This is a genomic window from Pseudomonas sp. RA_35y_Pfl2_P32, from assembly GCF_963970735.1.
Taxonomy (GTDB): domain Bacteria; phylum Pseudomonadota; class Gammaproteobacteria; order Pseudomonadales; family Pseudomonadaceae; genus Aquipseudomonas.
In genome coordinates, this window is the sequence record NZ_CAXAQF010000036.1 from 13,903 (window position 1) to 38,708 (window position 24,806).

Genomic DNA, 24,806 nt, shown 5'->3' on the forward strand with positions numbered 1-24,806 from the left:
CCTGGGGCGTGCAACTTGCCATAATGCTCCGGCGTAGCAAAAATACATACGCCACGTATGTGTAAAATCATGCAAATATACGCGCCGTATGTCAAACCAAACACCGTGAGGGACACCATGGGCCAGCGACCACGCGCCGAAATGATCGAGCAGACCCGCGCCAAACTCATCAGCAGCGCCCGCCACGCCTTCGCCACCCAGGGCTATGGCAACACCTCGATGGACGACTTCACCGCCCACGTCGGCTTGACGCGTGGGGCGCTGTACCACCATTTCGGCGACAAGAAAGGCCTGTTGGCCGCGGTGGTCGCCCAGATCGACGGCGAAATGGACACCCGCCTCGACGCCATCTCCGCCGGTGCCAGCGACCCCTGGAGTGGTTTCTGCCAGCGCTGCACCGCGTACCTGCAGATGGCCCAGGAAACCGAGATCCAGCGCATCATGCTGCTGGACGCCCCGGCCGTGCTGGGCGACCTGACGCTGTCCTTGCAAATGGACTGCATCGCTACCTTGACCCGCCTGCTCGAACAACTGATGGCGCAGCAGATCATCACCGCCACCCCAGCCCAGGCCCTGGCACGGCTGATCAATGGCAGTCTGGTGCATGCCGCCCTGTGGATCGCCCGCGATCAAGCCCCCGCCGAACGCCTGGGCGAAGCGCTGTCGGGCCTGGAACTGATGTTGCGCGGCTTGCGCATCGACGGCGCAAATAAACCGACCTGAACCTGAACTCCCCTGCCTTTGCGCCAGTCTGCTGATTACGCTCCTGGTTTCGAGGTTGACGGGACATGGCTGCTCATCGTGACGAACGCCAAAGCGCCATTGACGCCCACGGCATCATTGGCGACCTGCGCACTGCCGCGCTGGTCAACGACAGGGGCAGCGTGGATTTTTTCTGCTGGCCGGAATTCGACAGCCCGTCGATCTTCTGTTCGTTGCTGGACACCCCCGAGGCCGGGATTTTTCAGTTGGCCCCCGACCTGCCCGACGCACGCCGCGAACAGATTTACCTGCCTGGCACCAACGTCCTGCAAACCCGCTGGCTGAACGCCCAGGCGGTGGTGGAAATCACCGACCTGCTGGCCATCGGCGACAGCGAGGACGACCTGCCTTTGTTGATTCGCCGCGTGCGGATGGTCAGCGGCAGCGCCACCTTCGGCTTGCACTGCGCGGTGCGCCACGACTACGCGCGCGCCGTCACCACGGCACGGGCCGAAGGGCCGGATATCTGCTTCGAAGCCCCGCAGCAGCCAAGTCTGCGCCTGCGCGCCAGCCTCCCCCTGCAGTTGGTCAAAAACGCAGCCAGCGCCCGCTTCGAGTTGCAGCAGGAGCAGAGTGCCGAATTTGTCCTGGGTGCCCTCGATGACCCGCGCTGGCAGGCTGGCAACGCTGACCTGTGCCTGCAGCGGACCGTGAAATTCTGGCGCGACTGGATCGGCAAATCCACCTACCGCGGGCGCTGGCGGGAGATGGTCAACCGCTCGGCGCTGGCGCTGAAGTTGCTGACCTCGCGCAAGCACGGCGCGATCCTCGCCGCCGCCACTTTCGGCCTGCCGGAAACCCCCGGTGGCATCCGCAACTGGGACTACCGCTACACCTGGATCCGCGACGCCTCGTTCACCGTCTACGCCTTCATGCGCCTGGGTTTTGTCGAGGAAGCCAACGCCTACATGCGCTGGTTGCGCGGGCGGGTCAGTGACTGCCAGGGCCAGCCGACCCGACTCAACATTCTGTATGGCATCGATGGACGCCAGGAACTGCCGGAGATCGAACTCAGTCACCTGAGTGGCCACGGCAACGCGCGGCCGGTGCGCATCGGCAATCAGGCCTACGATCAGGTGCAGCTGGATATCTTTGGCGAACTGATGGACGCGGTGTACCTGGTCAACAAGTACGGCGACGCAATTTCCCATGAGGGCTGGAAACACACGGTGCACGTGGTCGATCAGGTCTGCGACACCTGGCAGAGCAAGGATGTCGGCATCTGGGAAATGCGCGGCGAGCAGCACCACTTCCTGCATTCGCGACTGATGTGCTGGGTGGCGCTGGACCGGGCCATCCGCCTGGCCTCCAAGCGCTCGCTGCCGGCGCCGTTTGCCCGCTGGGACCAGACCCGCCAGGCAATCTACACCGATATCTGGGACAACTTCTGGGACGCCGGGCGCGGGCACTTCGTGCAGCACCTGGGCAGCACCGCCCTGGACGGCTCCATGCTGTTGATGCCGCTGGTGCGTTTTGTCAGCGCCAAGGATCCACGCTGGCTGTCGACCCTGCAGGCGATCCAGAAATCCCTGGTGCGCGACGGCATGGTTTATCGCTACCACAACGACGACAGCCAGATCGACGGCCTCAGCGGCACCGAAGGCGCATTTGCCGCCTGCTCGTTCTGGTATGTCGAATGCCTGGCCCGCGCCGGCCAGTTGGACAAGGCCCACCTGGAATTCGAACAACTGCTGCGCTATGCCAACCCACTGGGGCTGTACGCCGAAGAATTCGACAGCCACGCCCACCACCTGGGCAACACCCCACAGGCCTTGACCCACCTGGCGCTGATCAGCGCGGCGTGTTTTCTCGAGCGCAAGTTGAGCGGGGATGATGGGTACTGGCAGCCGTGAGGCCATAGGGAGATGGGAGGACTGCGTCCTCGAACGCAGCCTCGCGCGAAAACCGCTCCCGATAAACCTGCGGCACCACCCCCATGGCCCGCTGGAAGCTACGACGCAAGGTCTCCTCGCTGCCAAAACCACATTGCACCGCGATGCGCTTGATCGGCAGCGCGGTATCGCTCAACAGGCGGCGGGCGGTTTCCACGCGGATCCGCTCGATGGCGCGCGCCGGGGTCTGGCCGGTGTCGGCGCGATAGTGGCGGATAAAGCTGCGTTCGCTCATGCCCGCTTGCAGCGCCAGGGCCGGGATGCCGAGGTCGAGGCTGAGGTTGTCGGCGATCCAGGCATGCAGGTCGTCGAAGCGATTGCCCTGCTGTTGCAGGTCCAGGGTCACGCTGAACTGTGCCTGGCCACCCGGGCGCTTGAGGAACACCACCAGTTGCCGGGCGACTTCCAGGGCCATCGCGCGCCCCAGGTCGGCCTCCACCAACGCCAATGACAGGTCGATGCCAGCAGTGACCCCGGCCGAGGTCCAGACCGGGCCGTCGTTGATGAAGATCGGGTCGGGTTCGACCTGCAGGCGCGGGTGTTGCCGGGCCAGTTGCTCGCAGCGGGTCCAGTGGGTCGCCACTCGCCGCCCATCGAGCCAACCACTGGCTGCCAGCAGAAACGCCCCGGTGCAGACCGAAGCCACCCGGCGCGAAATCGTCGCCTGCTGGCGCACCCAATCCACCAGCGCCGGATCTTCGGCCGCCGCATACACCCCCCAGCCGCCGGCGATGATCAGGGTGTCGGACGCCCTCTCCGGCAAAGGTTCGGCGAGCAGGACCAGGCCGGCCGAAGACAGCACCGCCCCGCCCCCCGGGCTGATTACCTGGGGCGCATAAGGCGTGGGCATCCCGCTCTGGGCCGCGACATCATTGGCCGAGGCAAATACCTGCAGCGGCCCGGTAACGTCCAGCAGTTGCACCTTGGCGAAGGCCAGCACATGAATGGGTTTCGGCGGGGTCGTAAACATTGGCGTAATTCGAGGGTTGATTGGCGTGTGCGCCAAAGACTAGAAGCCTAGAGTCAAGTCGTCCACCCCTGCCGGGGGGAATTGCCAATTCAGGAGAGAGCGCCATGACGTTGCAGATCGGTTTTCTGTTGTTCCCGCAAGTACAGCAATTGGACCTGACCGGGCCCTACGATGTGCTGGCGTCGCTGCCGGACGTGCAGGTGCACCTGATCTGGAAAGACCTGGCGCCGGTGACGTCCAGCACCGGCCTGGTGCTGCAGCCGACGTGCCGTTTTGCCGACTGTCCGGACCTGGATGTGTTGTGCATCCCCGGTGGCAGCGGCGTCGGGCCGTTGATGGAAGATGCGCAGACGCTGGCGTTCATCCAGGCCCAGGCGGCCAAGGTGCGGTACCTGACCTCCGTGTGCACCGGTGCCCTGGTGCTGGGTGCCGCCGGCCTGCTCAAGGGCAAGCGTGCGACGACCCACTGGGCCTATCACTCATTGCTGGGCCTGCTGGGCGCGATCCCGGTGCAGGAACGGGTGGTGCGCGACGGTTACCTGTTGACCGGTGGCGGGATCACCGCCGGGATCGACTTTGCCCTGACCCTGGCGGCCGAACTGTATGGCGATGACGTCGCCCAACGGGTGCAGTTGCAGCTCGAGTACGCGCCCGCCCCGCCCTTTGCCTCGGGTGAACCGCAGACCGCGCCTGCTGCCGTACTGCACCAGGCCAGGCAACTGGCCGCTGACTCGCTGGCCCAGCGCACGCTGATCACCCAACGGGCGGCCGCCAGGCTGCAGGACCCACTCGGCTAATTGGGACCGGCCTGGCGGTCATTCACCACGAATGAACTGACGCCGCCGTCGCCATAGGCCCGCTCGACCTTGGCGATCACCACTTGGTAACCGGCGTACCACTTGCGGTACTGCCGCTTGGCTTCCAGGTGACGCGGGTGCGTGGCGAAGGCGCGAATCGAGGCCTGGTCCTGCCAGTAATAACTGGCGTTGACGAGCTCGCCATCGGCCGAGCGCCAGGATTGGCTGCCGACAAATCCTGGCAGGCTACTGGCGACTTCGTCGATCAAGGCACTCAAGCGCTGGAATTCCTGGTCCTGCTGTCCCGGCTTGTAGATGAATGCGGCAATGTACATGACAACTCCTTGTGGTCTCAGGGGGTGCGCGTCAGCAGTGCCAGCCGGATGGCCAACAGTATCAGCACCGCGGCCAGGCCCAGGGCTTGCAGACGAGCATAGGGGGAACGGCTTGCCAGGCGCCGGCGCAGGACACCGCCAAAGACCCCCAGCAGGATATGGAACACCACGCTGACCGAGGTCAGTACCAGGCCCAGCACCACCAGTTGCAGGGCAATCGGCCCTTGCTCCGGGTGCACGAATTGCGGCAGGAACACCATGAAAAACAGCAGCGCCTTGGGGTTGAGCAGGCTGTTGAGCATGGCCCGCAGCAGCAAGGTTGGCAGTGCTACCAGCGGGGCCGATGCCGCTCTGGCGACCGAGCTTTGTAGCAGGGTCTTGAATGCCAGCCACAGCAGGTACAACACACCGGCATAACGAATCAGCTCGAAAGACGGCGGCCAACTGGCGACGAGGGTGGTGATCCCGGTGGCGGTCAGCGCCGTCAGCAGCAGGTCCGCCAGGCCGATGCCCAGCCCCGCGGCCACCCCGCCACGCCACCCATAGCTGACGCCATGGCTGATCACAAACACCATGTTCGGGCCCGGCGACAGCAGCAACAACACTACCGCGCCGACAAATATCCATAAGCTCGTCAGATCAATCATGGCGCCCACACTCGGTCAGCAAAGGCTGTAGAGTAGGACTACCATCTGATACAAACAAAAAATTGATCTAGATACACGGCAGCGAAAAATCATGTCCCGGATTCGCTACAAACGCCTCGTCGATGAGTTCGCCCAACAGATCCGCAGCGGTGCATTGTCGCCCGGCACCCAACTGCCCACCCTTCGCGCGCTGATGACCAGCCAGCGTATCGCCCTGGCCACCGCGTTGCGGGTCTACAACGAGCTGGAGGCCAGTGGACTGGTAGTTGGCGAAACCGGACGCGGCACCTTCGTGCGAGATGCATCAGTGCCGCGCGGCCTGGGCCTGGAACAACAGCCCCTGACTGCGGGCAGCGTGGACCTGACATTCAATTACCCTGCGGTGCCTGGCCAGGCGGAACTGCTGCGCGAAGGCCTGCGGGCACTGGCCGCCTCGGGCGATCTCGATGCCCTGCTGCATTCGCCCCCCCAAGGTGGCCGCCCCCATGAGCGGCAGACCGCCGCCCGGCATTTGCGCAATCGAGAGATTCGGGTGGCCGGGGATCAGGTACTGATCGTCAACGGTGCCCAGCAAGGCCTGGCCGTAACGCTGATGGCCTTGCTCAAGCCCGGGGATGTGTTGGCTCTGGACGCACTGACCTACCCCGGACTGAAAACCCTGGCCCAGGCGCATCGCCTGGACCTGGAGGCGCTGCCGCAAATCGCCGGGCACACCGACCTTGATGCGCTGGAGGCCCTGTGCCAGCGACGTCCGGTGCGCGCCCTGTATTGCATGCCGACCCTGCATAATCCGCTGGGAACGGTGATGTCCGCCCCCGACCGGCTGCGCCTGGCACACCTGGCCGAGCGTTATGGATTTGTGCTGATCGAGGACGGGGCCTATGCCTTTCTTGCGGAGCCATCGCCCAAACCGCTGTTTACCCTGGCACCCGAGCGCACCGTGTACATCGGTGGCTTGTCGAAAAGTGTCGCTTCCGGCCTGAGGGTAGGATTTGTGGTCGCACCCAAGGCGATCATTCCAGCGTTGGAGCATGCCATCCGCATTTCCACCTGGAGCACACCGTCGCTCAACGTCGCCCTGGCCTGTCGCTGGATCGACAACGGCGTGGTCGATGACCTCGAGGAAAAAAAGCGCCAGGATGCGCACTGCCGACAAACGCTGGCCCGCCAGGTCCTGCGCCACAGCACCTTGATCGGTCATCCGTCGTCCTACTATTTCTGGCTACCATTGCCGGAGGGCCTGCGCGCCGACCGGGTGGTGGCAGACCTGGCACGCCAAGGGGTCATGGTGACCAGCGCCGAACCTTTTGCCACCACCGCCCATGTGCCCCATGCCTTGCGGGTAGCCATGGGTTCAGTGGCCATGGACCGCCTCAAGCAGGCACTGGAGCGCGTGCGTGAAGCCGTCGCAGGGTGAACCGGAACTTTATCGCGCCCATAAAAAAACCCGCCGAAGCGGGTTTTCAAGACCATGACGACATCCTGTCGCTGCGTTCCTTGCATATGGCCGATCATCCCTGACCCTGAGTACATCCTGTGCTCAGTTGATGGACGTAGATTACGCTTCGGATCCAATGCGTAATAGACGACATAGCTAGTAACACGTGTAAGACATTCGCTATTAGCGCGAAGGTCAACCACCCTATGGCTGTCCGACATCCAGGGCCACCAGTGCGAGATTTGCCACCTGCAGCTGCTTGTCGGCCGCAAGCAAGTCGTCATCTTCCAGGAACCAGGCGGCGGACAGGCCGGCAAACGCCAGGACCCACTGCAATAACCGCCGCCGCTCCAGCCCTGCCTGCGCCGAGACCAGCGCCACTTGCCGGGTAAATCGTGCCGGGTCGGTGGCGCTGGGCAGGTCCGGGTTGCAGATCAGGTTGGCGTAGTCGTAGGTTCGCTCGCCGGTCACCCGCTTAGGGTCGATTGCCAGCCAGCCGCGCGGGCCGAAATCCAGGACGTTGTTGTGGTGCACATCGCCGTGCAGCACGACAATCTCCTGAGGGGTGGCCAGCAGGTACTCGGCGCTGGCCAGACACTGCCGCAGCCGCCCGCCATGGCGTCGCGCCGCCGCTGCCAATGAACCAAACCATTGCCCCAGGTCGATCAATGGCGGCACCGGCGCCGAACGCGGTGCATGCAGGCGCGCCACGGCGTCACAGATGATCCGGCTGGCCTGGTCGTCCGCCCCGTGCATGGCCATGTGCAGCAGCGAGCGCCGGCCTTCGGCGCGCTCCAGCAACAGCGCCGCACCGTCGTGGGCGTAGACCCGCGCGGCACCCTCTCCCGCCCACCAGGTCATCAGCAGGTTGCCGAACTGTTCTTCGTCATCGAGGGCGATTTTCAACATCGCCGGCGCCCCCTGGTAGCGCACCGGGAGCAGGCGACAGCCCAGGGTGATGATCGGCTCACCGTCGGGTTGCAACTGCCATTGGGTGAGGTAGGGTTCAAACATGCGGGGGCAATTCAAGGCTCGGCGGGGGTTTCAAGGGCTGCGAGGTAGGCCTCGATGTTGTTCATTTGCTCGTCCCAGCCGCGACTGTTCATGCGAAAGGCCTTGAGACGACGTTCTGCCGGGATCTTATCAAACCCCGACTCGACGACCTGCAACAAGGTGCCACCGTCCATGTCCTCGAGTTCGAACTGCACCAGGGTCGTGGGTTCGCCAGAGTAGTCGGTACCTGGGTCTACGGCATAGGGGTGCCAGCGGAAAGCGAACACCCGCTCCGGTTCGACCCGCATGACTTCGACATCCCAGACCAGGTGTTCATAGCCCTTGTAGGTGATCTGCCCCTGGGTCCGCACACCGGCGACGAAGCGCTTACCTTCCAGGGCCACGCCAAACCACTGGCCAAAGGCTTCGGCATTGGCCACCACCCGCCAGACTGTCGAGCGCGGAGCCTTGAGCAGGATCTTTCTTTCGATGCGATCTGATGTGTGCATTGAGCACCTCCTGTGATGAACACTAGGCGCGGACGGCCGAACGAGCAATCTTGCCGTTGCCTTCAACAGATACGACTCGTAGCAACGCTCATCGTTCCGAGCCCCGACAGACCCCGGCCAACAGTGGTAACGTCGGCTTTTGACCGCTCGTCAGTCCCGTAAAGGAATACACCATGCCCACACTCCACGGCAGTTGCCTGTGCCAGGCCATCGCCTATGAAGTCGACAGCCTCGACATGCCGATCAGCCATTGTCATTGCCATACCTGCCGCAAGGCCCATGCGGCGCCGTTCGCCTCGACGGCCGGGGTGATGCGCGAGCATTTTCGCTGGACCCGGGGCCTGGAGCTGCTGTCCTGCTTCGAGTCCTCGCCCGGCAAGCTGCGGCATTTCTGCTCGCGCTGCGGCAGCCACCTGATGGCCGAGCGCCTGGCCCAGCCCCATGTGATCGTGCGGGTGGCGACCCTTGATGAAGACCCGGGCCACAGACCCCAGGCTCATATCTGGACCTCCCACGATGTGCCGTGGCTGGTCCATCAAGGCGTGGTCGAATGTGCACAATGGCAGCCACCGGCTGACACCGGGCGCTGAAGATTTTGCCTCTGAACTACACTCACCCCACTTTTTTATCGTCAGCGAGTTTTCCCATGCGTAGCGTTTTTCTTCTAAGCGTTTTGTCGTTGCTGGCCACCACTGGCGCCCAGGCCGATGACTGCGCCAGCGCCAGCAACCAAGCCACCCTGAATGAGTGCGCGGCCAAGCAGTACCAGCAGGCCGACGCCCAGTTCAACACGCTGTACCAACAGATCAATGGCCAGTTGAAGGACAATCCCCAAGGCAAAAAACGCCTGCTGACCGCGCAACGTGCGTGGTTGGCGTTCCGCGATGCCGAGTGCACCTTTGCGGCGTCCGGGGTTGAAGGGGGCAGCGTCTACCCGATGATCCACAACCAGTGCCTGGCGGACCAGACGCAAAAACGCGTGGAGACCTTCAAGAGTTACCTCGACTGCCAGGAAGGCGACCTGAGTTGCCCGGTGCGCGCCTGACCGCACAGTTGGACCAAGGCACCAGGGTCCCTGCGCCGGCAAGCCGGTGCCCAAGGAGTCCCTGGTGTTTTCACGTCAAGGGCAAGCGCCCGTTTACCGGGTAAAGACCTGCGCCGTGGTGATCGCCATATCACCGCCCGGCAGCTTGATGTTGCCGATCTGCTGCATGGTCTCGGGGTCGAAGATCGCCACGTCGTTGAAGGTCCCGGCCAGGTAGATCTTGCTGCCGGCCTTGTTGAAGGAAATGCAGTAGTAGGAGTGGTCCAGGGTCGCCGCCTGGATCAGCTTCTTCTGTTTGATGTCGTACTTGGCCAGGCGATTGAGCACGCCGAACATCAGGTTGGGGTCCTTGGGCGAGCGCATGCCACTGAAGTAGATTTCGGTCAGCGGGCCGAAGTCGGTGGTCTCGGTCTTGCCGGTTTTCAGGTCGACGCTGAACAGGCCGTACAGGTACTCGGCGGTGGCCGGGTCCTGTTTCTTGTCCTTGAATTTTGCTGCGGTGTAGAGCAGCGAGAAGTCATGGCGATAAGTCTGCTGGTTCCACACGTAGAGCACGTCCGGCGCGCTGTAGTTGGGGCGTTTCCAGTGTCGACTGGGGATCAGCACGTCGAATGTTCCGGTCTGCACATCGACCTTGTAGACATCCGCACCGGCCACGTACAGGGTGCCGTCGTCGCCACTCTGCATGATGGTCAGCTGGCGTGGCGCCGGGAAACTGCGCACCGGCTTGGCGCTGGCACCGGCGTCGGTGGCGTAGACATCCAGGCGTGGCGCCAGCACTTCGTAGCGGTCGTTGAGCATTCGGGTCGGATTGGCGATGGTGTAGAGCTCCTTGCCGTCATGGCTGACGGTAAAGGCAAACATCGAGCGGGCCTTCTCCCCCGGATGCTGGGTGATGCTGGCGTGGAACACCTGCTTGCAGCTGTCCAGCTCGATGCCATACACATCCGCATAGTGGTTGTTGAGCACGTAGGCCGTCTTGCGATCCGGCGACAGCTGGATGGTCCCCGGCCCAAAGGCGTCCGGCAGCTTGCAGGACTTGTACAGGCTGTCGGTCTGCAGGTCGATGACGTGCAGGTTGTTGGGGTAATTGGTGGTCACCATGTATTCGTGACCGGGGTTGAGCGCCAGGTTTTCATCGGCCAGAACACTGAGCGAAACACTGCCCAGGAAGGCGAAAGCGGCCAGGCCGCAGGCTTTGATACGAAGCATGCTGGAATCCTTCTTCTTGTCCGATTACTTGTCTTTGGGGAAGACAGTGCCGAGGTTGCGCCAGTTGTCGTTGGAGGCCTGGGCATCCTTGTTCCAGTCCGGGTAGGTGCTCATCATGTCCGGCACCTGGGCCGGCCACCAGCACGGGTCCGAGCAGCCATAGAGGTCGGCCTCCATGGGTTGGCACAACGACGAGACGCCGCCAAAGGCATCGATTTCCCAACCCGGGTCGGTGGTCGAGGCGCACCCGGCGACAGAACTCATGGCCACCACTTCTTCGATGCGGTTTTCATCCGCGGCCTGATCCAGCTTCAACGCTTTGTTATTGATGGGCTTGAGATGTTTCATATCAGTGAGCCTTGCGCGGAGTGATGTAACTGCTGATGAACGCAGGGTTGTGAGCCATGATCCGGGTGTAGACCTCGATGCCGAAATCGACCCAGTCACGCATCAGTTCGCAGTAGTGATAGGTCGGGTGCGTCGGGTCGCCGTAGCGGGCGTAGCTCTCGTGGTAGCAGCCGCCGGAGCACAGGTTGCGGATCTGGCAGTCTTCGCAACCGGTGTTGCTGCGGTCCAGGCGCTGGGACAGGAAGTCGTTCAACTCCACCTGCTTGACCCCGCTGTGGACGTTGCCAAACGTCGGCAATGACGAACCGGTGAAGCGGTGGCACAGGTTCAGCTCGCCCTTGTGGTCGACCGCCAGCATCTTCAGCCCGGCGCCACACGGCAGGGCTTTCTTGTGGCCCTCGTGGATGTCGGTGATCAACTGGTGCAGGTTGGAGAAGCCGATGTTGCGGTGTTCCAACGCGGCCTCCAGGTAACGTCGACCGAGCCGTTTCATGCTGGCAAAGACTTCGATCAACTCCTCGCTGGACAGGTTGAAGGTGCTGATGTCGCCGGAGGTCACCGGGGCAAAGCCGACTTCGGCAAAACCCAGTTCGTTGAACAGGTGGTCCCAGATGGTTTCGACGTCGGTGACGCCGGTGGTCAGGGTTACGCGGGCACCGACCGGGCGGCTGTGGTAGCGCGAGAGCAACATCTGGGCCTTGCGCCGCACCACGTCATAGGTGCCCTGCCCGCCCACGGTGATGCGGTTGCGGTCGTGCACGGTCTTCGGTCCGTCGATGCTCACCGACAAGCCAAAGCGGTGGGCGTTGAGGTAGTCCACCGTCTCCTCGTTGAGCAGCGTGGCGTTGGTGGTCATGACGAACTCGACGAACTTGCCAGCCTCGGCAAAGCGCTTTTCACAATAGTCGACCATGTACTCGATCAGCTTGCGATTGCTCAGCGGTTCGCCGCCAAAGAACACCACGGTAAAGCGCTCTTCATCGGGGGATTCGCGCAGGAGCATTTCCACCGAGGCGATGGCGGTCTCGACCTCCATCTTCTTGCCGGCCGAGGGCTTGTCGAGGTCTTCCTTGTAGCAGTAGGTGCAGCTCAGGTTGCAGCCGGTGTTGACGTTGAGCACCACGGTGTTGATGGCGGTGCGTTCGACCCGTTTGGCGGCGATGTCCGGGGTCAGGGGCGAGCCGTCGCTGACCAGCTCCAGGGCCATCAGCTCGCGCAGGGTTTCGTGGATTTCCTCGCCACCGAACTGACTGGCCAGGCGTTGGATCAGCTCAGCGCTGGAACAGCCGTGACCGCGCAGGGCATCGATGATGCTGCCGGTCAGGGCATCGCTGGCGAACAGCGAACTGCTGGGGATATGAAACAGCATGCGGTCGGCATCCACCTGCACTTCGTGCAAGTTGCGTTCGACCAGATTCAAGATAGCGCCCATGGCAAACCTCCTGTGCAAACCCCATTGGCGGGGCCTGCGTTCATTCCAAAAAAGTCTCTGAAAACTGCAGGTTCAGCGGCCTCACGGAATGGGTGGGTTGTTCCAGCGTTGCACGGTGACGATCAGGTGGCCTTCGCCGGTCAGGGACTTTCCTGCGTCGTCGACGGCGGCGATCACCTTGAGGTTGCCGGCATTGTTGGTGGACATCTTGCGCGCCGAGTTCGGCCCGGCATCGCCCGGGGTGAACACGCCACTGTCGGCCTGCATGGTGCCGGCAAACTTGACGTCTTCGTCTTCCCTGGCGCGATCGTCAAAGGCCTCGACCTTCCACTGCGCCGGGAACACGCCGATGCGATAGGGCTTGCCGTCCGCGCCCTTGCCCCAGGCTTCGGCGTCGAAACGCCCCTGGACCTTGGGCGTCGAACCACCGCCATCACCGATCCGGGCCACCGAGAATTCAGGCACCACCTTGACCTCGGCAATCTCGTTGTAGACCGACAGGCCCGGGCCTTGCAGGTTGCCCAGGGTCACGGCACGCACGCCCGGCTGGGCATTGGCGGCGGCCTTGAGGCGGACCTTGATCTGTTCGGGGCTCTGGGCGATGACTTCCAGCACCTCGACGCCTTTGCCGAAGTCCGGCTGGCCTTGCAGGCCGCTGCCGATCAGGGTCACTTCAGTTTCGCTGCCGGCCTTGAGGTAGCCCGGCTGCACTGCCAGCAACCGGTTGCTGCCCTGTTTGGCGGCAAGGAAGTCGAGGCCACGTTCATCGTGCTCGGCCTCGAACATCCGGCCTTGCAGTTCGCTGCCTTTGGCGGCGAACACCTGGCGCATCACGACCCCGTCGACGGTCACGTTGCCGCGCCATTCGTAGCCGCTGTAGAGGATCGCGCTGCCGTCGCCGTTGAACGCTGTGCCGTCGGCGTATTGACCCTTGACGCTGACCTTGAAGGTGTCGTCGCCGTCGGCGCTGACGCTCATGATTCCGGCCAACTCGCCCTTGCCCGGCAGGTGACCGCTGAAGCTCCAGTCGCCCACCAGGGTCTGGGCCTTGGGCGCGGTTTGCTGCCAGGTTTTCCAGGCCGGGTTGTCCAGCGGATAACGCTTGGCCAACAGTGGCACCATCTCTTTGCGGGCCAAGTCGAACCAGTCGCGGTCACGAGACAGCGCCTGGTATTCCAGCGACGGCCATTGGCCGAGGTGGAAGTTCACCAGGCGCTCCCACTCCTGGGCTGGCCGGCGTTGCAGGGCAACCCGCGCCCCGGAGTGGCAGCGGCCGCACATCTGGCTGGTCTGCTCGTCGAACTGTTCGACGGTGTTGAGCCGCCGTTCCAGGGCATACCGCACGCCATCGGTTTCGCTCGGCGCCAGGCCCTGGGTGTCGGCCAGGTATTTGACCAGGGTCCGGCGGTCGTCATCGCTGATCTGCAAGCCATGCATGACCTGCATGCGCGCGATGCTCATCAGCCAGCCTTCCGGGGTCTTGCGCTGGTGGCTGATACGGCTCAAGGCATTCTCGGCTTCAGGGGTGTGACAGCCCTGGCAGGTTTCCTTGAGGATGCTCTGGGCGTCACGCGCGGCCATGCTTTGCGGAGCATGCAGGGTGGCACACGCGGCAAGCGCCAGCAGACTGGCGCTCATGCCTGATCGGAGTTTTCTCTTCATCAACGTCGAACCTCGCACGGTGCTTTCTTATTTTTTTAACAGTCGTTTTTATGGTTTCTGCCGCCAGCGAACAGGCCGCTGACGAAGGCAAGAGAAACGTCTGCCAAGGACCAATACACGGAGCGTGCCAGCTTATGAATAGCGCGTTGAATCAATGATTTGCTGGTAAACACCGGGGTTTTTCCGGCGACCGGTGCGGTGCCAGGCGTTTAATTTCGCGACAACTGTTGCAGGCTGAGACGAGCATAGGTGAGTGTTCCTCGTATAGGATGACCAACTATCCGCTTAACCGCTTCAGCTACGGGAACCGCGCCATGCTCATTGCTTTGCTCTTCGACCTCGACGGCACCCTCACCGACACCGACGCGCTGCACCTGCAAGCGATGCAACAGTTGTTGCTGGAGGAGGACGAGCGGGTGTTCACCAAGGCCGAGTTCGAAACCCATGTCAGCGGCCAGGCCAATGCTGCCATGTGCCGCTACCTGTTCCCCGAACGCTCGGTGGCCGAGCACGAGGCCTTTGCCGATCGCAAGGAACTGCGCTTTCGCCAGTTGTCAGCGCAACTGACGCCGATTGCCGGGCTGGTGCGATTACTGGATTTCGCCCAGGCGCAGGACATCGGCGTGGCGGTAGTGACCAATGCGCCCCGAGCCAATGCTGAGCACATGTTGCAGGCATTGGACCTGCGCGAGCGCTTCGAGCACGTGGTGGTCGCCGAAGAGTTGCCCCGCGCCAAGCCCGACCCCCTGCCCTACCTGACCGGCCTGGAACGCTTGCAGGCCAGCGCCGAGGTGAGCCTGGCGTTCGAGGACTCGATCCCCGGCCTGACGGCAGCGGTGAAGGCCGGGATTTTTACTGTGGGCCTGGTCACCAGCCAGCGCCGCGAAACGCTGCTGGCCGCAGGGGCGCACCTGGTGATCGAAGACTTCAACGACCCGCAATTGTGGGCGGTGATTGATCGCATGGCCGGGCGATAAAAACAGGCTACCGGTAGGAGCAAGGCTTGCCTGCGATGAACCTGAGGACGATAGGTAGCCCTTCGCCACTCAACAACCCGTCTCAGCGGTGCGTCTCAAAAACTGTCGCAATCTGCGACATCACCACTCCCAACACTCCACCCCTTTCGCCGTAAAAGCCTCTGGATACGGGGCCCGGGCAACCTGGCACAAGGGTTGCGATCAGCCTCGGCACACGAACAAGACGAGGCTCCATCATGTCGCTCCCCACTCCACTCCCTGCCGTTTCGGCGTTCATCCAGCGCGCCCCGCGCATGCTGATCGGTGCCGAATGGGTCGAGGCCGCCGACGGCCAGACCATGCCCCTGCACAACCCGGCCACGGGCGAGGTGCTGTGCGTCGTGCCCAGGGCCACCCCAGACGATGTCGACCGGGCGGTACTCGCTGCCCGCCAGGCGTTTGATGATTCGGCCTGGACCCGCACCCGCCCGCGTGAGCGGCAGAACCTGCTGTGGAAGCTCGCTGACCTGATGGAGCGCGACGCCCAGGTACTGGCGCAACTGGAATGCCTGAACAACGGCAAGAGTGCCGCGGTGGCCCAGGTCATGGACGTGCAATTGTCCATCGACTTCCTGCGCTACATGGCTGGCTGGGCGACCAAGATCGAGGGCTCCAGCGTTGAAGTCTCGCTGCCCCTGATGCCCGATGACCAGTTCCACAGTTTCATCCGGCGTGAAGCCGTGGGCGTGGTCGGTGCCATCGTCGCCTGGAACTTCCCGCTGCTGCTGGCCTGCTGGAAACTCGGCCCGGCCCTCGCCACCGGCTGCACCGTGGTGTTGAAACCCGCCGACGAAACCCCGCTGAGCGCCCTCAAGCTCGCCGAGCTGGTACTCGAAGCCGGTTACCCCAGCGGGGTGTTCAACGTGGTCACCGGCACCGGCATCACCGCGGGTTCCGCACTGACCCACAACCCGCTGGTGGACAAGCTGACCTTCACCGGCTCCACCGCGGTGGGCAAACAGATCGGCAAGATCGCCATGGATTCCATGACCCGGGTGACCCTGGAGCTGGGCGGGAAATCACCGACCATCGTCATGGCCGACGCCGACCTGGCGAGTGCCGCGGCGGGCGCCGCCAGTGCGATTTTCTTCAATCAGGGCCAGGTCTGCTGCGCCGGTTCCAGGCTCTATGTGCAGCGTAAGCATTTCGACAATGTGGTGGCCGACATCGCCGGCATTGCCAATGCAATGAAGCTGGGCAACGGTCTGGACCCAAGTGTGGAAATGGGCCCGCTGATCTCCGCGCGGCAACAGCAACGCGTCAGCAACTACATCGAGATGGGCCGGGAAAGCGGCGCGACCATTGCCTGTGGCGGTGAGCCGTTCGGACCCGGATTTTTCGTCAAGCCGACGGTGATTGTCGACGTCGACCAACAGCACTCGTTGGTCCAGGAGGAGATCTTCGGGCCAGTGCTGGTGGCGATTCCGTTCGATGACGAAGCCCAGGTGTTGCGCATGGCCAATGACAGTCCTTATGGCCTGGGGGCGAGCATCTGGTCCAACGACCTGGCGGCGGTGCACCGGATGATTCCGCGGATCAAGTCCGGCTCGGTCTGGGTCAACTGCCACAGCGCCCTCGACCCGGCGCTGCCATTTGGTGGCTACAAGATGTCCGGCGTGGGTCGGGAGATGGGGTATGCGGCGATCGAGCATTACACCGAGTTGAAGTCGGTGTTGATCAAGCTGTAACGCTCTCGCGAGCAGACGGAGCGAGGAGGCTCGCCCCGTCTGCACTCATTTCAGGGTTTAAAGCCCTGGGCCAGCAACCAACCACGAACGCCCTTGGCTTGCTCCCCGCTCAATCCCGCCATTACCTGCCCGGCTGGCTCATTGCGCAATCGCCGCAGCAACGGTGCCAGTTCCACCCCGTGCACATGCCAGATGCCTAATGGCTGGTCCGCTGTGATCACCACCTCGGCCTCGTCGACAAAACCGTCCTTGAGCACCGGTGCCCGTTCGATCCGCAGCGCGGCGAAATCCGCTTCGGCGTGTGCCACCTGGGTGTCTGGCCACTGTCGGCGAGCCTGCCAGAACGGCTGCTGGGGCCAGCGCTGTTCGTCGGCATAGAAGTCCCGGCCGATGCGTGCAAACCGCAGGAACAATTGCTCCACCCGCCGTTGGTGAAAGCCTTGGGCCAGCGCCGCCCGCTCGGGTTTGCGCAGCAGGGTGTTGATCACCACCGGGGCCTGCAGGGCTGATGACAGGGACTGGAAAATTCCGTTGCCCGACAGCGGGTCCACCGCCATCGCCGCGTCACCGACCCGGATCCAGTTGTCGCCACACACCTGCGAGGACACTATCGCGGTGCTGCTGCGGGCATGCAGTTGCAAGTCGAGTGGTGCGGCATCGGCAAAAAACGCCCGGGCCAGTGCCGACGCCTCACGCTGCTGGCGACAGTAGTCGAGCAACAGTGCCTTGGCCGGCAATGTGGCACTGGCCACGTCCACCGTCCATTGCCAGTAACACTGACCGTCGGCACGCCGGGCCATCCAGGCCCACCCCTGTTCCAGGCTTTCCACCGCACTGGCGGTGCTGCCCGGCGCGCCCTGCCAGCGATTGAGCAGGCTGACCGTCTCAGGTCCGCGCAGGCCTTTGCCAAGCGCGGGGGCCTGGCGCCCTCGTGCCTCGATGAGGAAGTCCGCCTGTAGCGGCTCGCGCCCCTGGACCTCGATCCTATGTCCTGATGCGCTCGACTGCACGTTCAGCACCCGGCCTTCGATCACCTCGACGCCCGCCCGGCGCAGGTCCTCGCGCAAGCCACGGTCAAAGCTCGGGCGATCCAGCAGGTACTCAATGTTCTGCGCATGCTGTTGACCGTTCCAGGACACCTGTCGCTGGGACGCCAGCGCCCCCTGCGCCAGTGCCTGGTCCAGTCCGGCGCCACGCAAGGCTTCCAGCACCCGCAGGGAAACCCCTTCCAGTGCCGCAAACCTTCGCCATTCGCTGACCAGCGTCACCGGATAACCCAACCTGCGCAGGCCCAGCGCAGTGGCCGCACCGGCCGGCCCGGCACCGAGGATCAGAAGCGTCTTCATGGGCCGCTACGCCGTTCTGGGCCACGATAGTGGGCGTTATCCTGCAGCCACTGGATGACCTGCCCATTGCTCGCCTGGGGATGGGCCAGCAGGAACGCGGTTATGTGCCCGCTCAACGCCGCACAGCCGAGGCTGGCGCCGGACTGCCCCGGGTAGGTGCCCTGCACGCACGCGGCGAAATCCGCCTGGGCACTGTCGAGCCACGACCACTGCGGCTCGGCACAACGGGCATCGCCCGTGACCCGCAGCACCTGTGGATAATTGGCTGGAAACACCCCCGCACCCTGCGCCGGGCTGGAGGCACAGAGCAACACCCCACGGGCCAGCGCCGCTGCACAGGCTTGACGCAGCAGGCTGCGATCCTGACGCAGGCCGAGGCTCAGATTGATCAGGCGAACGTCCTGCGCCACCAGCCAGTCGATCGCGGTGGCGATCTGCAAGGCACTGGTGACCCCGCGCCGGTCAAACACCTGGGCCACGCAGAACCGTGCGGCGGGCGCACGCCGGCCGATGGCCTCGAGCACCGCGCTGCCATGGCCCAGCGGATCGTCGCACAGCGCGCCTTCGGCCAGCCCATCGTCCAGCAGGGAGAAGCGTCGCCCCGCGACCACTTGCTGGCGTTGCGCCGTCGAGTGGCCGCTGTCGACCACGCCGATCAGTAGCTCAGGCTTCATGCAGCACCGTTTTTGCAATGAGCAGGCCGTCGAGCAGTTCAAAGCGCAAATCGGCATCGGCCAGGGTCGAGGGACGGTGGCTGATCAGGATCCGCGTGCGCCCGGCAAACAGTCGGTCGATGGCTTCGATGACGTCGCGCTCGGTGGTTTCATCCACCGCCGACGTGGCTTCGTCCAGTACCAGGATCAAGGGGTCCTGCAACAAGGCACGGGCAATGGCGATCCGCTGTTTCTGCCCGCCCGAGAGCTGCTGGCCGCGCTCACCCAACGGGCTGTCGAGGCCTTCGGGCAATGTAGCGATCAGGCTCTGGAGTTGCGCCAGACGCGCCACTTCGGCAATCGCCTCGCGGCTGGCGTCCGGCACCGCGTAGGCCAGGTTGTCCGCCAGGCTGCCGCGAAACAGCACGATGTCCTGGCTGACCACGGCAATCCGCCGGCGCAATTGGAACAGGTCCAGCGCCCGCAGATCGACCTCGCCCAGCAGTACCCGGCCGGACTGCGGATCGTGATGGCGTTGCAGCAGGTCGATCAGGGTCGACTTGCCGACGCCGGAGCCGCCGCTCAAGGCCACCTTCAAACCGTAGGGAATGCGTGCCTCGATACCGCGCAACGTGCTCGGGCGCCCGGGGTGGCTGAAGTGCACGTTGTCGAAACGCAGTTCACCGCCAGTCGGCATCGGTTGTGGCGTGAGGGGGGTCAGCACGCTCGGCGTTTCGCCCCGCAGCTCCATCACCCGGCCGAGGCTGACGGTCATGCGCTGGATCGCCACGTACAGACCCAGCAGGCTCTGGACCGGCCCGACGGCCATGCCCAGGTACGTGGAAAAGGCGATCAGCGCACCCAGCTGCCAGGTACCCTGTACCACCCAGTAGCCACCGATCAGGAAGGCACAGGCCCGCGACAAGGAGGTCAAGGTGCCCGGCACCGCCTGGGTGAAGAACTCGGTGACTTGCAGGCGCAGCAACTGGCCCATGTAACCCTGGCCCAGGGATTCCAGGCGCCGCGCTTCGCGTTGTTGCTGGCCGGCGGACTGGATGAATTTCATCACCGGGAGGGTCTCGACCATGAATGAGGACATGTCCGCCGAGCGCTCGCGCAACTGCCGCACATCCCGTTCGACCTTGCGCCGCATCCAGCGCAACCAGAGCACGTCGAGGGGAATCAGGATCAACGCGAGCAACGACAATTTCCACGACAGGGTCAGCAGCATGGCCACCGCGCAGACCAGGCCGATCACGCTGGATACCGCCGAGAACAGTGAGTCCACGGCAAAGCGCTGGATCTCGGCCACGTCGCCATCCAGGCGCGACATCAGGTCGCCGATCCGCCGTTGTCCGTAGAAGCCTGGCGACAGGGTTTGCAGGTGCCGGTACAGGTCGTCACGCAGGGCGAACAGAATCCGCCCCGAGAGTCGGGTGTGCAGGTAACGGTTGATCCCCGACAGCGCCGTGCCGAGCAACCCCGCGCCCACCATCAGCCCGGCGATCAGCACCAGCATGGAAAAGTCCCGGGCCAGCAAGCCGTCGTCGATCAACAGCTTGGTCAGCCAGGGTTGCACCAGGACCAGCAGCGAAGCGCACACCGATAGGCCCAGCAACCCGCCAATCGCCCACCGGTGCGGACGCACGAAGCTGTACAGCCAGGCCAGCGCGGCCTCCAGCGCCTGGGGGTTGGGGCTGTCGACCAGCCTGACCATCAAGCGCCGCATCAACTGCGCAACTGTTTTAGCTTGCGGTACAGGGTCGCGCGACTGATGCCCAGGGCGTCGGCGGCGGCCGAGACATTGCCTTGGTGGCTGTCCAGGGACTGGCGAATCAGCTCCAGTTCGTTCTCGCGGATGCTGCCGGCCTGGGGGCGTTCGCTGGCGTTCAATTCGTCGAGCATGCTGTCGGGCAGGTGATCCAGGGTCAGTGCGTTGTCCCCCGGTTCGCGCATGGCCAAGGCGGTGCGCAGGACCATTTCCAGTTGGCGGATGTTGCCCGGCCAGTGGTAGCCCCCGAGCAAGCGGTTCAGGTCGTCATGCAGGACCACCGCCGGGGCCTCCAGCTTGGCCAACAGGCGCGCGACCAGAGCGCTGAAGTCTTCGCGTTCGCGCAAGGCTGGGAGCATGACGCTGATGCCGTTGACCCGATAAAACAGGTCCTCGCGAAACAGTTTGTCTTCCACCAGGTGCTTGAGGTCACGGTGGGTGGCGCAGATCAGCGCGACGTCGATGTCCTGTTCTTCGCCGGCGCCCAGCGGCGCCACCTTGCGGTCCTGCAGCACGCGCAACAGTCGGGCCTGCAAGGCCAAAGGCATATCGCCGATTTCATCGAGAAACAGGGTGCCGCCATGGGCCTGCTGCAGGCGCCCGACCATGCCGCCACGCCGCGAACCGGTGAACGCGCCTTCGCGGTAGCCGAACAGTTCCGACTCGATCAGGCCTTCGGGAATCGCCGCGCAGTTCACCGCGACGAAGGGTTTGTCACACCGGGCGCCAGCCAGGTGCAGGGCGCGGGCGATGACTTCCTTGCCGGTGCCGGTTTCCCCCAGCAGCAACACGGGCAATTCATTGGCCAGGCCCTGACGGGCCATGCGCAAGGCGCGGGCATAACGCGGATTGTTGCCGGCCAGGGCTTCGAGGTCCACGGGCGCCTTGACCGGTTTTGCACTGCTGCGCGACGGAGTGCTGAGGGTGATCGAACGCTGGGGCGCACGCAGGGTTCTGTAGAAGAACTCGCCCTTGGCCGTTTGCAGGCTGCCGACACCGCCCTGCTGCAGACGCGCCAGCAGTTGCAAGCCGTCGACCCCGAGAAACTCTTCGCAGCGCCGCCCCACCAGCGCCGAACGCTCGGCGTGGAGCAACTGGCAGGCCTGACCGCTGACCGCGAGAATCTGCCCGCCCAGGCTCACGGCCAGCAGGCCCTGCCAGGGGGATTCGAGGTATTGCCGGCGACTGTGGAAAGCCAGGACGATTTCGTCCGGATAACTGGCGTTGAACACCCGGCTTTCGATCTGGCTGACGGCCATGGCGAGCAACGCGCTGCTGTCGTGGGCGCGGCCCAGGGGGCCTTCACGGGTCAGGTCGAGTACGCCGAGGATGTCGCCATGGGGGCAACGAATGGGGACCGAGGTGCAGGAGAAATCGCTCAGGCGATCGAGGTAGTGTTCGCCGCAATCGATCAGTGTCGGTCGCGCTTCCACCAGCGCGGTACCCAGTGCATTGGTGCCGCGAACGGCTTCGCTCCAGCAGGCGCCCAGGGTGATGTCCTGCAGGCCACTGCCCTTGAGGCGATCGGCGCGGCCTTCGACCGCCAGGATGGTGGCGTCGGAGTTGGCGAGGATGATCAGCCCTTCCTTGCCCTGGCGCTCGGCCAGGTAATCGATGGCTGGCAGGGCCGCATCGATCAGCAGCCGATTGCTAGCCAACAGCAGGTCAAGGCTCGCGCTCGATTCCAGCGCCAGTTCATGCTTGCCATTGAAGTGCACACCGTGGCTGAGACTGCGTCGCCATGAAGCATCGATTTCAGCGCGCAACACGCCGTCGGGGACTTCGCCTTCAAGGTGCAGTTTCTCCCGGGCGAGCCGGGCCTCGTGTGGCAGCTTTGCGGTTGTTGTTTTTATAAGGCTCATCAAGCGCTCCGGATCGGTCCGCCCAGTACGTTGCCGGGTCATGTCCATGCTCGCGGCGAAGCACGCAAGTCACGAGCAAATGTCTACACCCGGTTCAGGTGGCAGTAAAGGGAAGTTTGCCCGTTGACTGGGACAGCACTTGGCTCAACTGCGGGGACGATAGCAAAACCTGCGCCATGGACAATCGGCGTCGCCTTCTATGTTTACGTTAACGTCAAGCAACTGGCAAGTGCTGCGCAGGCCAACTTCATACCTGGGGATCGCCGTGAGCCTTGCTCGGGGCGGCATATTGCGGCTTAAGGTGGCCGTGGTTATCCAGCAGCCAGGCGTCCATGATCTGCCGCACCACGGGACCTGCGACACGACCGCCAGCCTCGCCGTTTTCGATCATCACCGAGATCACGATCTTCGGGTGTTCGGCCGGGGCAAACCCGACGAACAAGGCGTTGTCGCGGTTGCGCTCGAGGGTTTTCGCCCGGTTGTAACGTTCGCCCTGCTTGATCGCCACCACCTGGGCCGTACCGCTCTTACCGGCGATGCGGTACTGGGCACCCGCCGCTGCAGCCCGGGCAATGCCGCGGGCATCGTGCATGACCATCTGCATGCCGTGGTTGACCTGCTCCCAATCGCGCGGGTCTTTCAACAGGATGTTGGGCATTGGGTGCTCGTCCACTGGCGCAATGCCGTCGACGCTCCTGGCCAGGTGGGGGCGGTTCCACACGCCTTTGTTGGCAATCAGCGCCGTGGCCTGGGCGAGCTGCAAGGGGGTGACCTGCATGTACCCCTGGCCGATGCCGAGGATCACGGTTTCCCCCGGGAACCAGGCCTGGCGGCGGGTGGCGCGTTTCCAGGCGGGCGACGGCATCAGACCGGCAGACTCTTCGAACATGTCCAGCGAGACTTTTTCGCCGAGGCCGAACAGGGCCATGTAGTCGTGCAGGCGGTCGATGCCCAGCTTATGCGCCAGGTCGTAGAAATAGGTGTCGTTGGACCGCATGATCGCCGCGTCCATGTCGACCCAGCCGTCGCCATTGTGGTTCCAGTTACGGTACTTGTGGTCGAAGTCGGGCAATTGGTAGTAGCCCGGATCGAAGACCCGAGTCTGTGGCGTCACCACCCCGGCATCCAGGCCGGCGATCGCCACCTCTGGCTTGATGGTCGAGCCCGGCGCGTACAGGCCACGCAGCACGCGGTTGAACAGCGGGCGATCGATGGAGTCGTGCAGCGCGGCGTATTGCTTGAAGCTGATGCCGGTGACAAACAGGTTGGGGTCGAAACTCGGTTTGCTGACCATGGCCAGCACCTCGCCGGTGGCCGGGTCGAGGGCGACCACCGAACCCCGTCGATCGCCTAGAGCGGCTTCGGCCGCCTCTTGCAGTTTGACGTCGAGGCTGAGGACGATGTTCTTCCCGGGAATCGGGTCCGTGTGCTTGAGCACCCGCAGCACACGGCCCTGGGCGTTGGTCTCGACCTCTTCATAACCCACGTGACCGTGCAACTCGGACTCGTAGAATTTCTCGATGCCGGTCTTGCCGACTGATTGGGTGCCGCGATATTCCACCGAGTCCAGGGTCTTGGATTCTTTCTCGTTGATCCGCCCGACATAACCGATGGAGTGGGCAAAGTGCGCGCCCAGCGGGTAGTTGCGCACGAACTGCGGCTCGACATCGATGCCGGGCAAGCGGAACTCATTGACGGCAAGGATGGCGATTTGCTCTTCGCTCAACTCGTAGAACAGGGTGACGGGGACAAAAGGATGGCGCATCTGTTTCAGCGCCTTGTCGAACAGCGCGCGGTCTTCGGCAGGCAGGTGCAGCAGGCTGATGAGGGTATCCAGTTCGCCCTTCACATCGGTGGCACGCTCACGGGTCAGGGTGAGGTTGTAGCTGGGGCGGTTATCGGCCAGCAGCACTCCATTGCGATCGTAGATCAAGCCACGCGTCGGGGTGATGGGCAGCACGTGCACCCGATTGTTTTCGGAGATCGTCGAGTGGTAGTCAAACTCGACGACTTGCAGGATGTACAAGCGCACCACCAGGACACTGGTGATGGCCGCCACGAGCAGCGCGCAGGCCATAAGCCGCTTGTTGACCAGGCGGGTTTCTTTCTCATGGTCCTTGATCGGGATGGATTCAGGCATTTCTACGGCAACTCTTTGACTGGGTTAACCGCCAGTCCCTGGGCGTGTCATCAGTCCCTTGAAAAACGAGCTGCACCTTAGCAAAACCCTGGGTCCACTTCAGGGTTAATCCACCCAATGGCGCCCCTGGAACATGAAGGTTCTGTCAGGTTGGCGCATATTTTTTCGCGCGCAAAAACAAAACCCCTACCTGCATACGCAGATAGGGGTTTCGGAATTTAATCTTGACGATGACCTACTCTCACATGGGGAAACCCCACACTACCATCGGCGATGCATCGTTTCACT

21 protein-coding genes and 1 pseudogene are annotated in these 24,806 nt (G+C 63.6%); 8 read left to right on the top strand and 14 right to left on the bottom strand.

The window, feature by feature from the left end; genetic code table 11:
- Positions 1-117: 117 nt before the first annotated feature.
- Together AACY45_RS25830 and AACY45_RS25835 are read left to right on the top strand one after the other, a co-directional pair.
- Positions 118-723: a TetR/AcrR family transcriptional regulator gene (locus tag AACY45_RS25830; protein WP_339548245.1), complete on the top strand. Its 606-nt coding sequence runs from the start codon at positions 118-120 to the stop codon at positions 721-723.
- 65 nt (positions 724-788) lie between these two features.
- Positions 789-2,615, top strand: a complete 1,827-nt coding sequence (locus AACY45_RS25835; protein ID WP_339548246.1) for a glycoside hydrolase family 15 protein — start codon at positions 789-791, stop codon at positions 2,613-2,615.
- Positions 2,616-2,628: 13 nt separating this feature from the next.
- Here AACY45_RS25835 and AACY45_RS25840 read toward each other — a convergent pair.
- A pseudogene (locus tag AACY45_RS25840) lies at positions 2,629-3,624 on the bottom strand (GlxA family transcriptional regulator); the annotation flags it as partial.
- Between the two features lie 104 nt (positions 3,625-3,728).
- Between AACY45_RS25840 and inhA the strand changes: the two are divergent.
- A complete protein-coding gene (gene inhA, locus AACY45_RS25845; RefSeq protein ID WP_339548248.1) occupies positions 3,729-4,421 on the top strand; it encodes an isonitrile hydratase in 693 nt (230 codons plus the stop codon).
- Here the strand turns inward: inhA and AACY45_RS25850 are convergent.
- Positions 4,418-4,756 (bottom strand): antibiotic biosynthesis monooxygenase family protein, encoded by a 339-nt coding sequence (locus AACY45_RS25850; protein ID WP_339548249.1) that lies wholly within the window; start codon positions 4,754-4,756, stop codon positions 4,418-4,420. The genes inhA and AACY45_RS25850 overlap by 4 nt on opposite strands.
- 17 nt (positions 4,757-4,773) lie before the next feature.
- Entirely contained in the window at positions 4,774-5,403 is a 630-nt protein-coding gene (locus AACY45_RS25855; protein ID WP_339548250.1) for a LysE family translocator, read from the bottom strand.
- Between the two features lie 91 nt (positions 5,404-5,494).
- Here AACY45_RS25855 and AACY45_RS25860 point away from each other — a divergent pair, with 91 nt between their 5' ends.
- Entirely contained in the window at positions 5,495-6,820 is a 1,326-nt protein-coding gene (locus tag AACY45_RS25860) for an aminotransferase-like domain-containing protein (protein WP_339548251.1), read from the top strand.
- Positions 6,821-7,045: 225 nt separating this feature from the next.
- On the opposite strand, the gene AACY45_RS25865 is transcribed toward AACY45_RS25860, so the two are convergent.
- Complete coding sequence (locus AACY45_RS25865) at positions 7,046-7,855, bottom strand: aminoglycoside phosphotransferase family protein (protein WP_339548252.1); 810 nt, start codon at positions 7,853-7,855, stop codon at positions 7,046-7,048.
- Positions 7,856-7,866: 11 nt separating this feature from the next.
- Positions 7,867-8,343: an SRPBCC family protein gene (locus AACY45_RS25870; protein WP_339548253.1), complete on the bottom strand. Its 477-nt coding sequence runs from the start codon at positions 8,341-8,343 to the stop codon at positions 7,867-7,869.
- A gap of 173 nt (positions 8,344-8,516) precedes the next feature.
- On the opposite strand from AACY45_RS25870, the gene AACY45_RS25875 reads away from it, so the two are divergent.
- Both AACY45_RS25875 and AACY45_RS25880 read left to right on the top strand, forming a co-directional pair.
- Positions 8,517-8,933: a GFA family protein gene (locus AACY45_RS25875; RefSeq protein WP_339548254.1), complete on the top strand. Its 417-nt coding sequence runs from the start codon at positions 8,517-8,519 to the stop codon at positions 8,931-8,933.
- Between the two features lie 56 nt (positions 8,934-8,989).
- Positions 8,990-9,388, top strand: coding sequence for a lysozyme inhibitor LprI family protein (locus AACY45_RS25880; protein ID WP_339548256.1), 399 nt, complete (start codon positions 8,990-8,992; stop codon positions 9,386-9,388).
- Between the two features lie 93 nt (positions 9,389-9,481).
- On the opposite strand, the gene peaD is transcribed toward AACY45_RS25880, so the two are convergent.
- The 4 genes from peaD to peaA all read right to left on the bottom strand — a co-directional run bounded on the left by peaD (position 9,482) and on the right by peaA (position 14,042).
- On the bottom strand, positions 9,482-10,600 hold the full coding sequence (gene peaD / locus AACY45_RS25885) for a quinohemoprotein amine dehydrogenase subunit beta (protein ID WP_339548257.1): 1,119 nt from the start codon (positions 10,598-10,600) through the stop codon (positions 9,482-9,484).
- A gap of 24 nt (positions 10,601-10,624) precedes the next feature.
- The gene (gene qhpC, locus AACY45_RS25890) at positions 10,625-10,948 is read right to left on the bottom strand and encodes a quinohemoprotein amine dehydrogenase subunit gamma (RefSeq protein WP_095165620.1); all 324 of its coding nucleotides are present in this window, start codon (positions 10,946-10,948) and stop codon (positions 10,625-10,627) included.
- Between the two features lies 1 nt (position 10,949).
- Entirely contained in the window at positions 10,950-12,380 is a 1,431-nt protein-coding gene (gene peaB, locus AACY45_RS25895; protein ID WP_339548258.1) for a quinohemoprotein amine dehydrogenase maturation protein, read from the bottom strand.
- An 81-nt stretch (positions 12,381-12,461) separates the two neighbouring features.
- A complete protein-coding gene (peaA, locus tag AACY45_RS25900) occupies positions 12,462-14,042 on the bottom strand; it encodes a quinohemoprotein amine dehydrogenase subunit alpha (RefSeq protein ID WP_339548259.1) in 1,581 nt (526 codons plus the stop codon).
- Between the two features lie 314 nt (positions 14,043-14,356).
- Between peaA and AACY45_RS25905 the strand changes: the two genes are divergently transcribed.
- Together AACY45_RS25905 and AACY45_RS25910 are read left to right on the top strand one after the other, a co-directional pair.
- The gene (locus AACY45_RS25905) at positions 14,357-15,019 is read left to right on the top strand and encodes an HAD family hydrolase (RefSeq protein WP_339548260.1); all 663 of its coding nucleotides are present in this window, start codon (positions 14,357-14,359) and stop codon (positions 15,017-15,019) included.
- A gap of 236 nt (positions 15,020-15,255) precedes the next feature.
- Entirely contained in the window at positions 15,256-16,746 is a 1,491-nt protein-coding gene (locus AACY45_RS25910) for an aldehyde dehydrogenase family protein (protein ID WP_339548262.1), read from the top strand.
- 50 nt (positions 16,747-16,796) lie between these two features.
- On the opposite strand, the gene qhpG is transcribed toward AACY45_RS25910, so the two are convergent.
- From qhpG to mrdA, 5 genes are all read right to left on the bottom strand, one after another.
- A complete protein-coding gene (qhpG, locus tag AACY45_RS25915) occupies positions 16,797-18,092 on the bottom strand; it encodes a flavin-dependent monooxygenase QhpG (RefSeq protein WP_339548263.1) in 1,296 nt (431 codons plus the stop codon).
- Positions 18,089-18,766, bottom strand: a complete 678-nt coding sequence (gene qhpE, locus AACY45_RS25920) for a subtilisin-like serine protease QhpE (protein ID WP_339548264.1) — start codon at positions 18,764-18,766, stop codon at positions 18,089-18,091. The genes qhpG and qhpE overlap by 4 nt, the downstream gene beginning before the upstream one ends.
- Positions 18,756-20,474: an ABC transporter ATP-binding protein gene (locus AACY45_RS25925; protein WP_339548265.1), complete on the bottom strand. Its 1,719-nt coding sequence runs from the start codon at positions 20,472-20,474 to the stop codon at positions 18,756-18,758. The genes qhpE and AACY45_RS25925 overlap by 11 nt, the downstream gene beginning before the upstream one ends.
- Complete coding sequence (locus AACY45_RS25930) at positions 20,474-22,378, bottom strand: sigma-54-dependent Fis family transcriptional regulator (protein ID WP_339548267.1); 1,905 nt, start codon at positions 22,376-22,378, stop codon at positions 20,474-20,476. Before AACY45_RS25930 ends, AACY45_RS25925 begins: the two co-directional genes overlap by 1 nt.
- Positions 22,379-22,625: 247 nt before the next feature.
- Positions 22,626-24,518: a penicillin-binding protein 2 gene (gene mrdA, locus AACY45_RS25935; protein WP_339548268.1), complete on the bottom strand. Its 1,893-nt coding sequence runs from the start codon at positions 24,516-24,518 to the stop codon at positions 22,626-22,628.
- Positions 24,519-24,806: the final 288 nt, after the last annotated feature.

Bases quoted from the DNA above. Each gene is read 5' to 3' on its own strand.
- peaB (WP_339548258.1), bottom strand. From the start codon at position 12,380: ATGGGCGCTATCTTGAATCTGGTCGAACGCAACTTGCACGAAGTGCAG.
- AACY45_RS25835 (WP_339548246.1), top strand. From the start codon at position 789: ATGGCTGCTCATCGTGACGAACGCCAAAGCGCCATTGACGCCCACGGC.
- AACY45_RS25830 (WP_339548245.1), top strand. From the start codon at position 118: ATGGGCCAGCGACCACGCGCCGAAATGATCGAGCAGACCCGCGCCAAA.
- AACY45_RS25910 (WP_339548262.1), top strand. From the start codon at position 15,256: ATGTCGCTCCCCACTCCACTCCCTGCCGTTTCGGCGTTCATCCAGCGC.
- qhpG (WP_339548263.1), bottom strand. From the start codon at position 18,092: ATGAAGACGCTTCTGATCCTCGGTGCCGGGCCGGCCGGTGCGGCCACT.
- AACY45_RS25905 (WP_339548260.1), top strand. From the start codon at position 14,357: ATGCTCATTGCTTTGCTCTTCGACCTCGACGGCACCCTCACCGACACC.
- AACY45_RS25870 (WP_339548253.1), bottom strand. From the start codon at position 8,343: ATGCACACATCAGATCGCATCGAAAGAAAGATCCTGCTCAAGGCTCCG.
- AACY45_RS25880 (WP_339548256.1), top strand. From the start codon at position 8,990: ATGCGTAGCGTTTTTCTTCTAAGCGTTTTGTCGTTGCTGGCCACCACT.
- AACY45_RS25865 (WP_339548252.1), bottom strand. From the start codon at position 7,855: ATGTTTGAACCCTACCTCACCCAATGGCAGTTGCAACCCGACGGTGAG.
- peaA (WP_339548259.1), bottom strand. From the start codon at position 14,042: ATGAAGAGAAAACTCCGATCAGGCATGAGCGCCAGTCTGCTGGCGCTT.
- qhpE (WP_339548264.1), bottom strand. From the start codon at position 18,766: ATGAAGCCTGAGCTACTGATCGGCGTGGTCGACAGCGGCCACTCGACG.
- qhpC (WP_095165620.1), bottom strand. From the start codon at position 10,948: ATGAAACATCTCAAGCCCATCAATAACAAAGCGTTGAAGCTGGATCAG.
- AACY45_RS25875 (WP_339548254.1), top strand. From the start codon at position 8,517: ATGCCCACACTCCACGGCAGTTGCCTGTGCCAGGCCATCGCCTATGAA.
- AACY45_RS25860 (WP_339548251.1), top strand. From the start codon at position 5,495: ATGTCCCGGATTCGCTACAAACGCCTCGTCGATGAGTTCGCCCAACAG.
- AACY45_RS25930 (WP_339548267.1), bottom strand. From the start codon at position 22,378: ATGAGCCTTATAAAAACAACAACCGCAAAGCTGCCACACGAGGCCCGG.
- inhA (WP_339548248.1), top strand. From the start codon at position 3,729: ATGACGTTGCAGATCGGTTTTCTGTTGTTCCCGCAAGTACAGCAATTG.
- peaD (WP_339548257.1), bottom strand. From the start codon at position 10,600: ATGCTTCGTATCAAAGCCTGCGGCCTGGCCGCTTTCGCCTTCCTGGGC.
- AACY45_RS25850 (WP_339548249.1), bottom strand. From the start codon at position 4,756: ATGTACATTGCCGCATTCATCTACAAGCCGGGACAGCAGGACCAGGAA.
- mrdA (WP_339548268.1), bottom strand. From the start codon at position 24,518: ATGCCTGAATCCATCCCGATCAAGGACCATGAGAAAGAAACCCGCCTG.
- AACY45_RS25855 (WP_339548250.1), bottom strand. From the start codon at position 5,403: ATGATTGATCTGACGAGCTTATGGATATTTGTCGGCGCGGTAGTGTTG.
- AACY45_RS25925 (WP_339548265.1), bottom strand. From the start codon at position 20,474: ATGCGGCGCTTGATGGTCAGGCTGGTCGACAGCCCCAACCCCCAGGCG.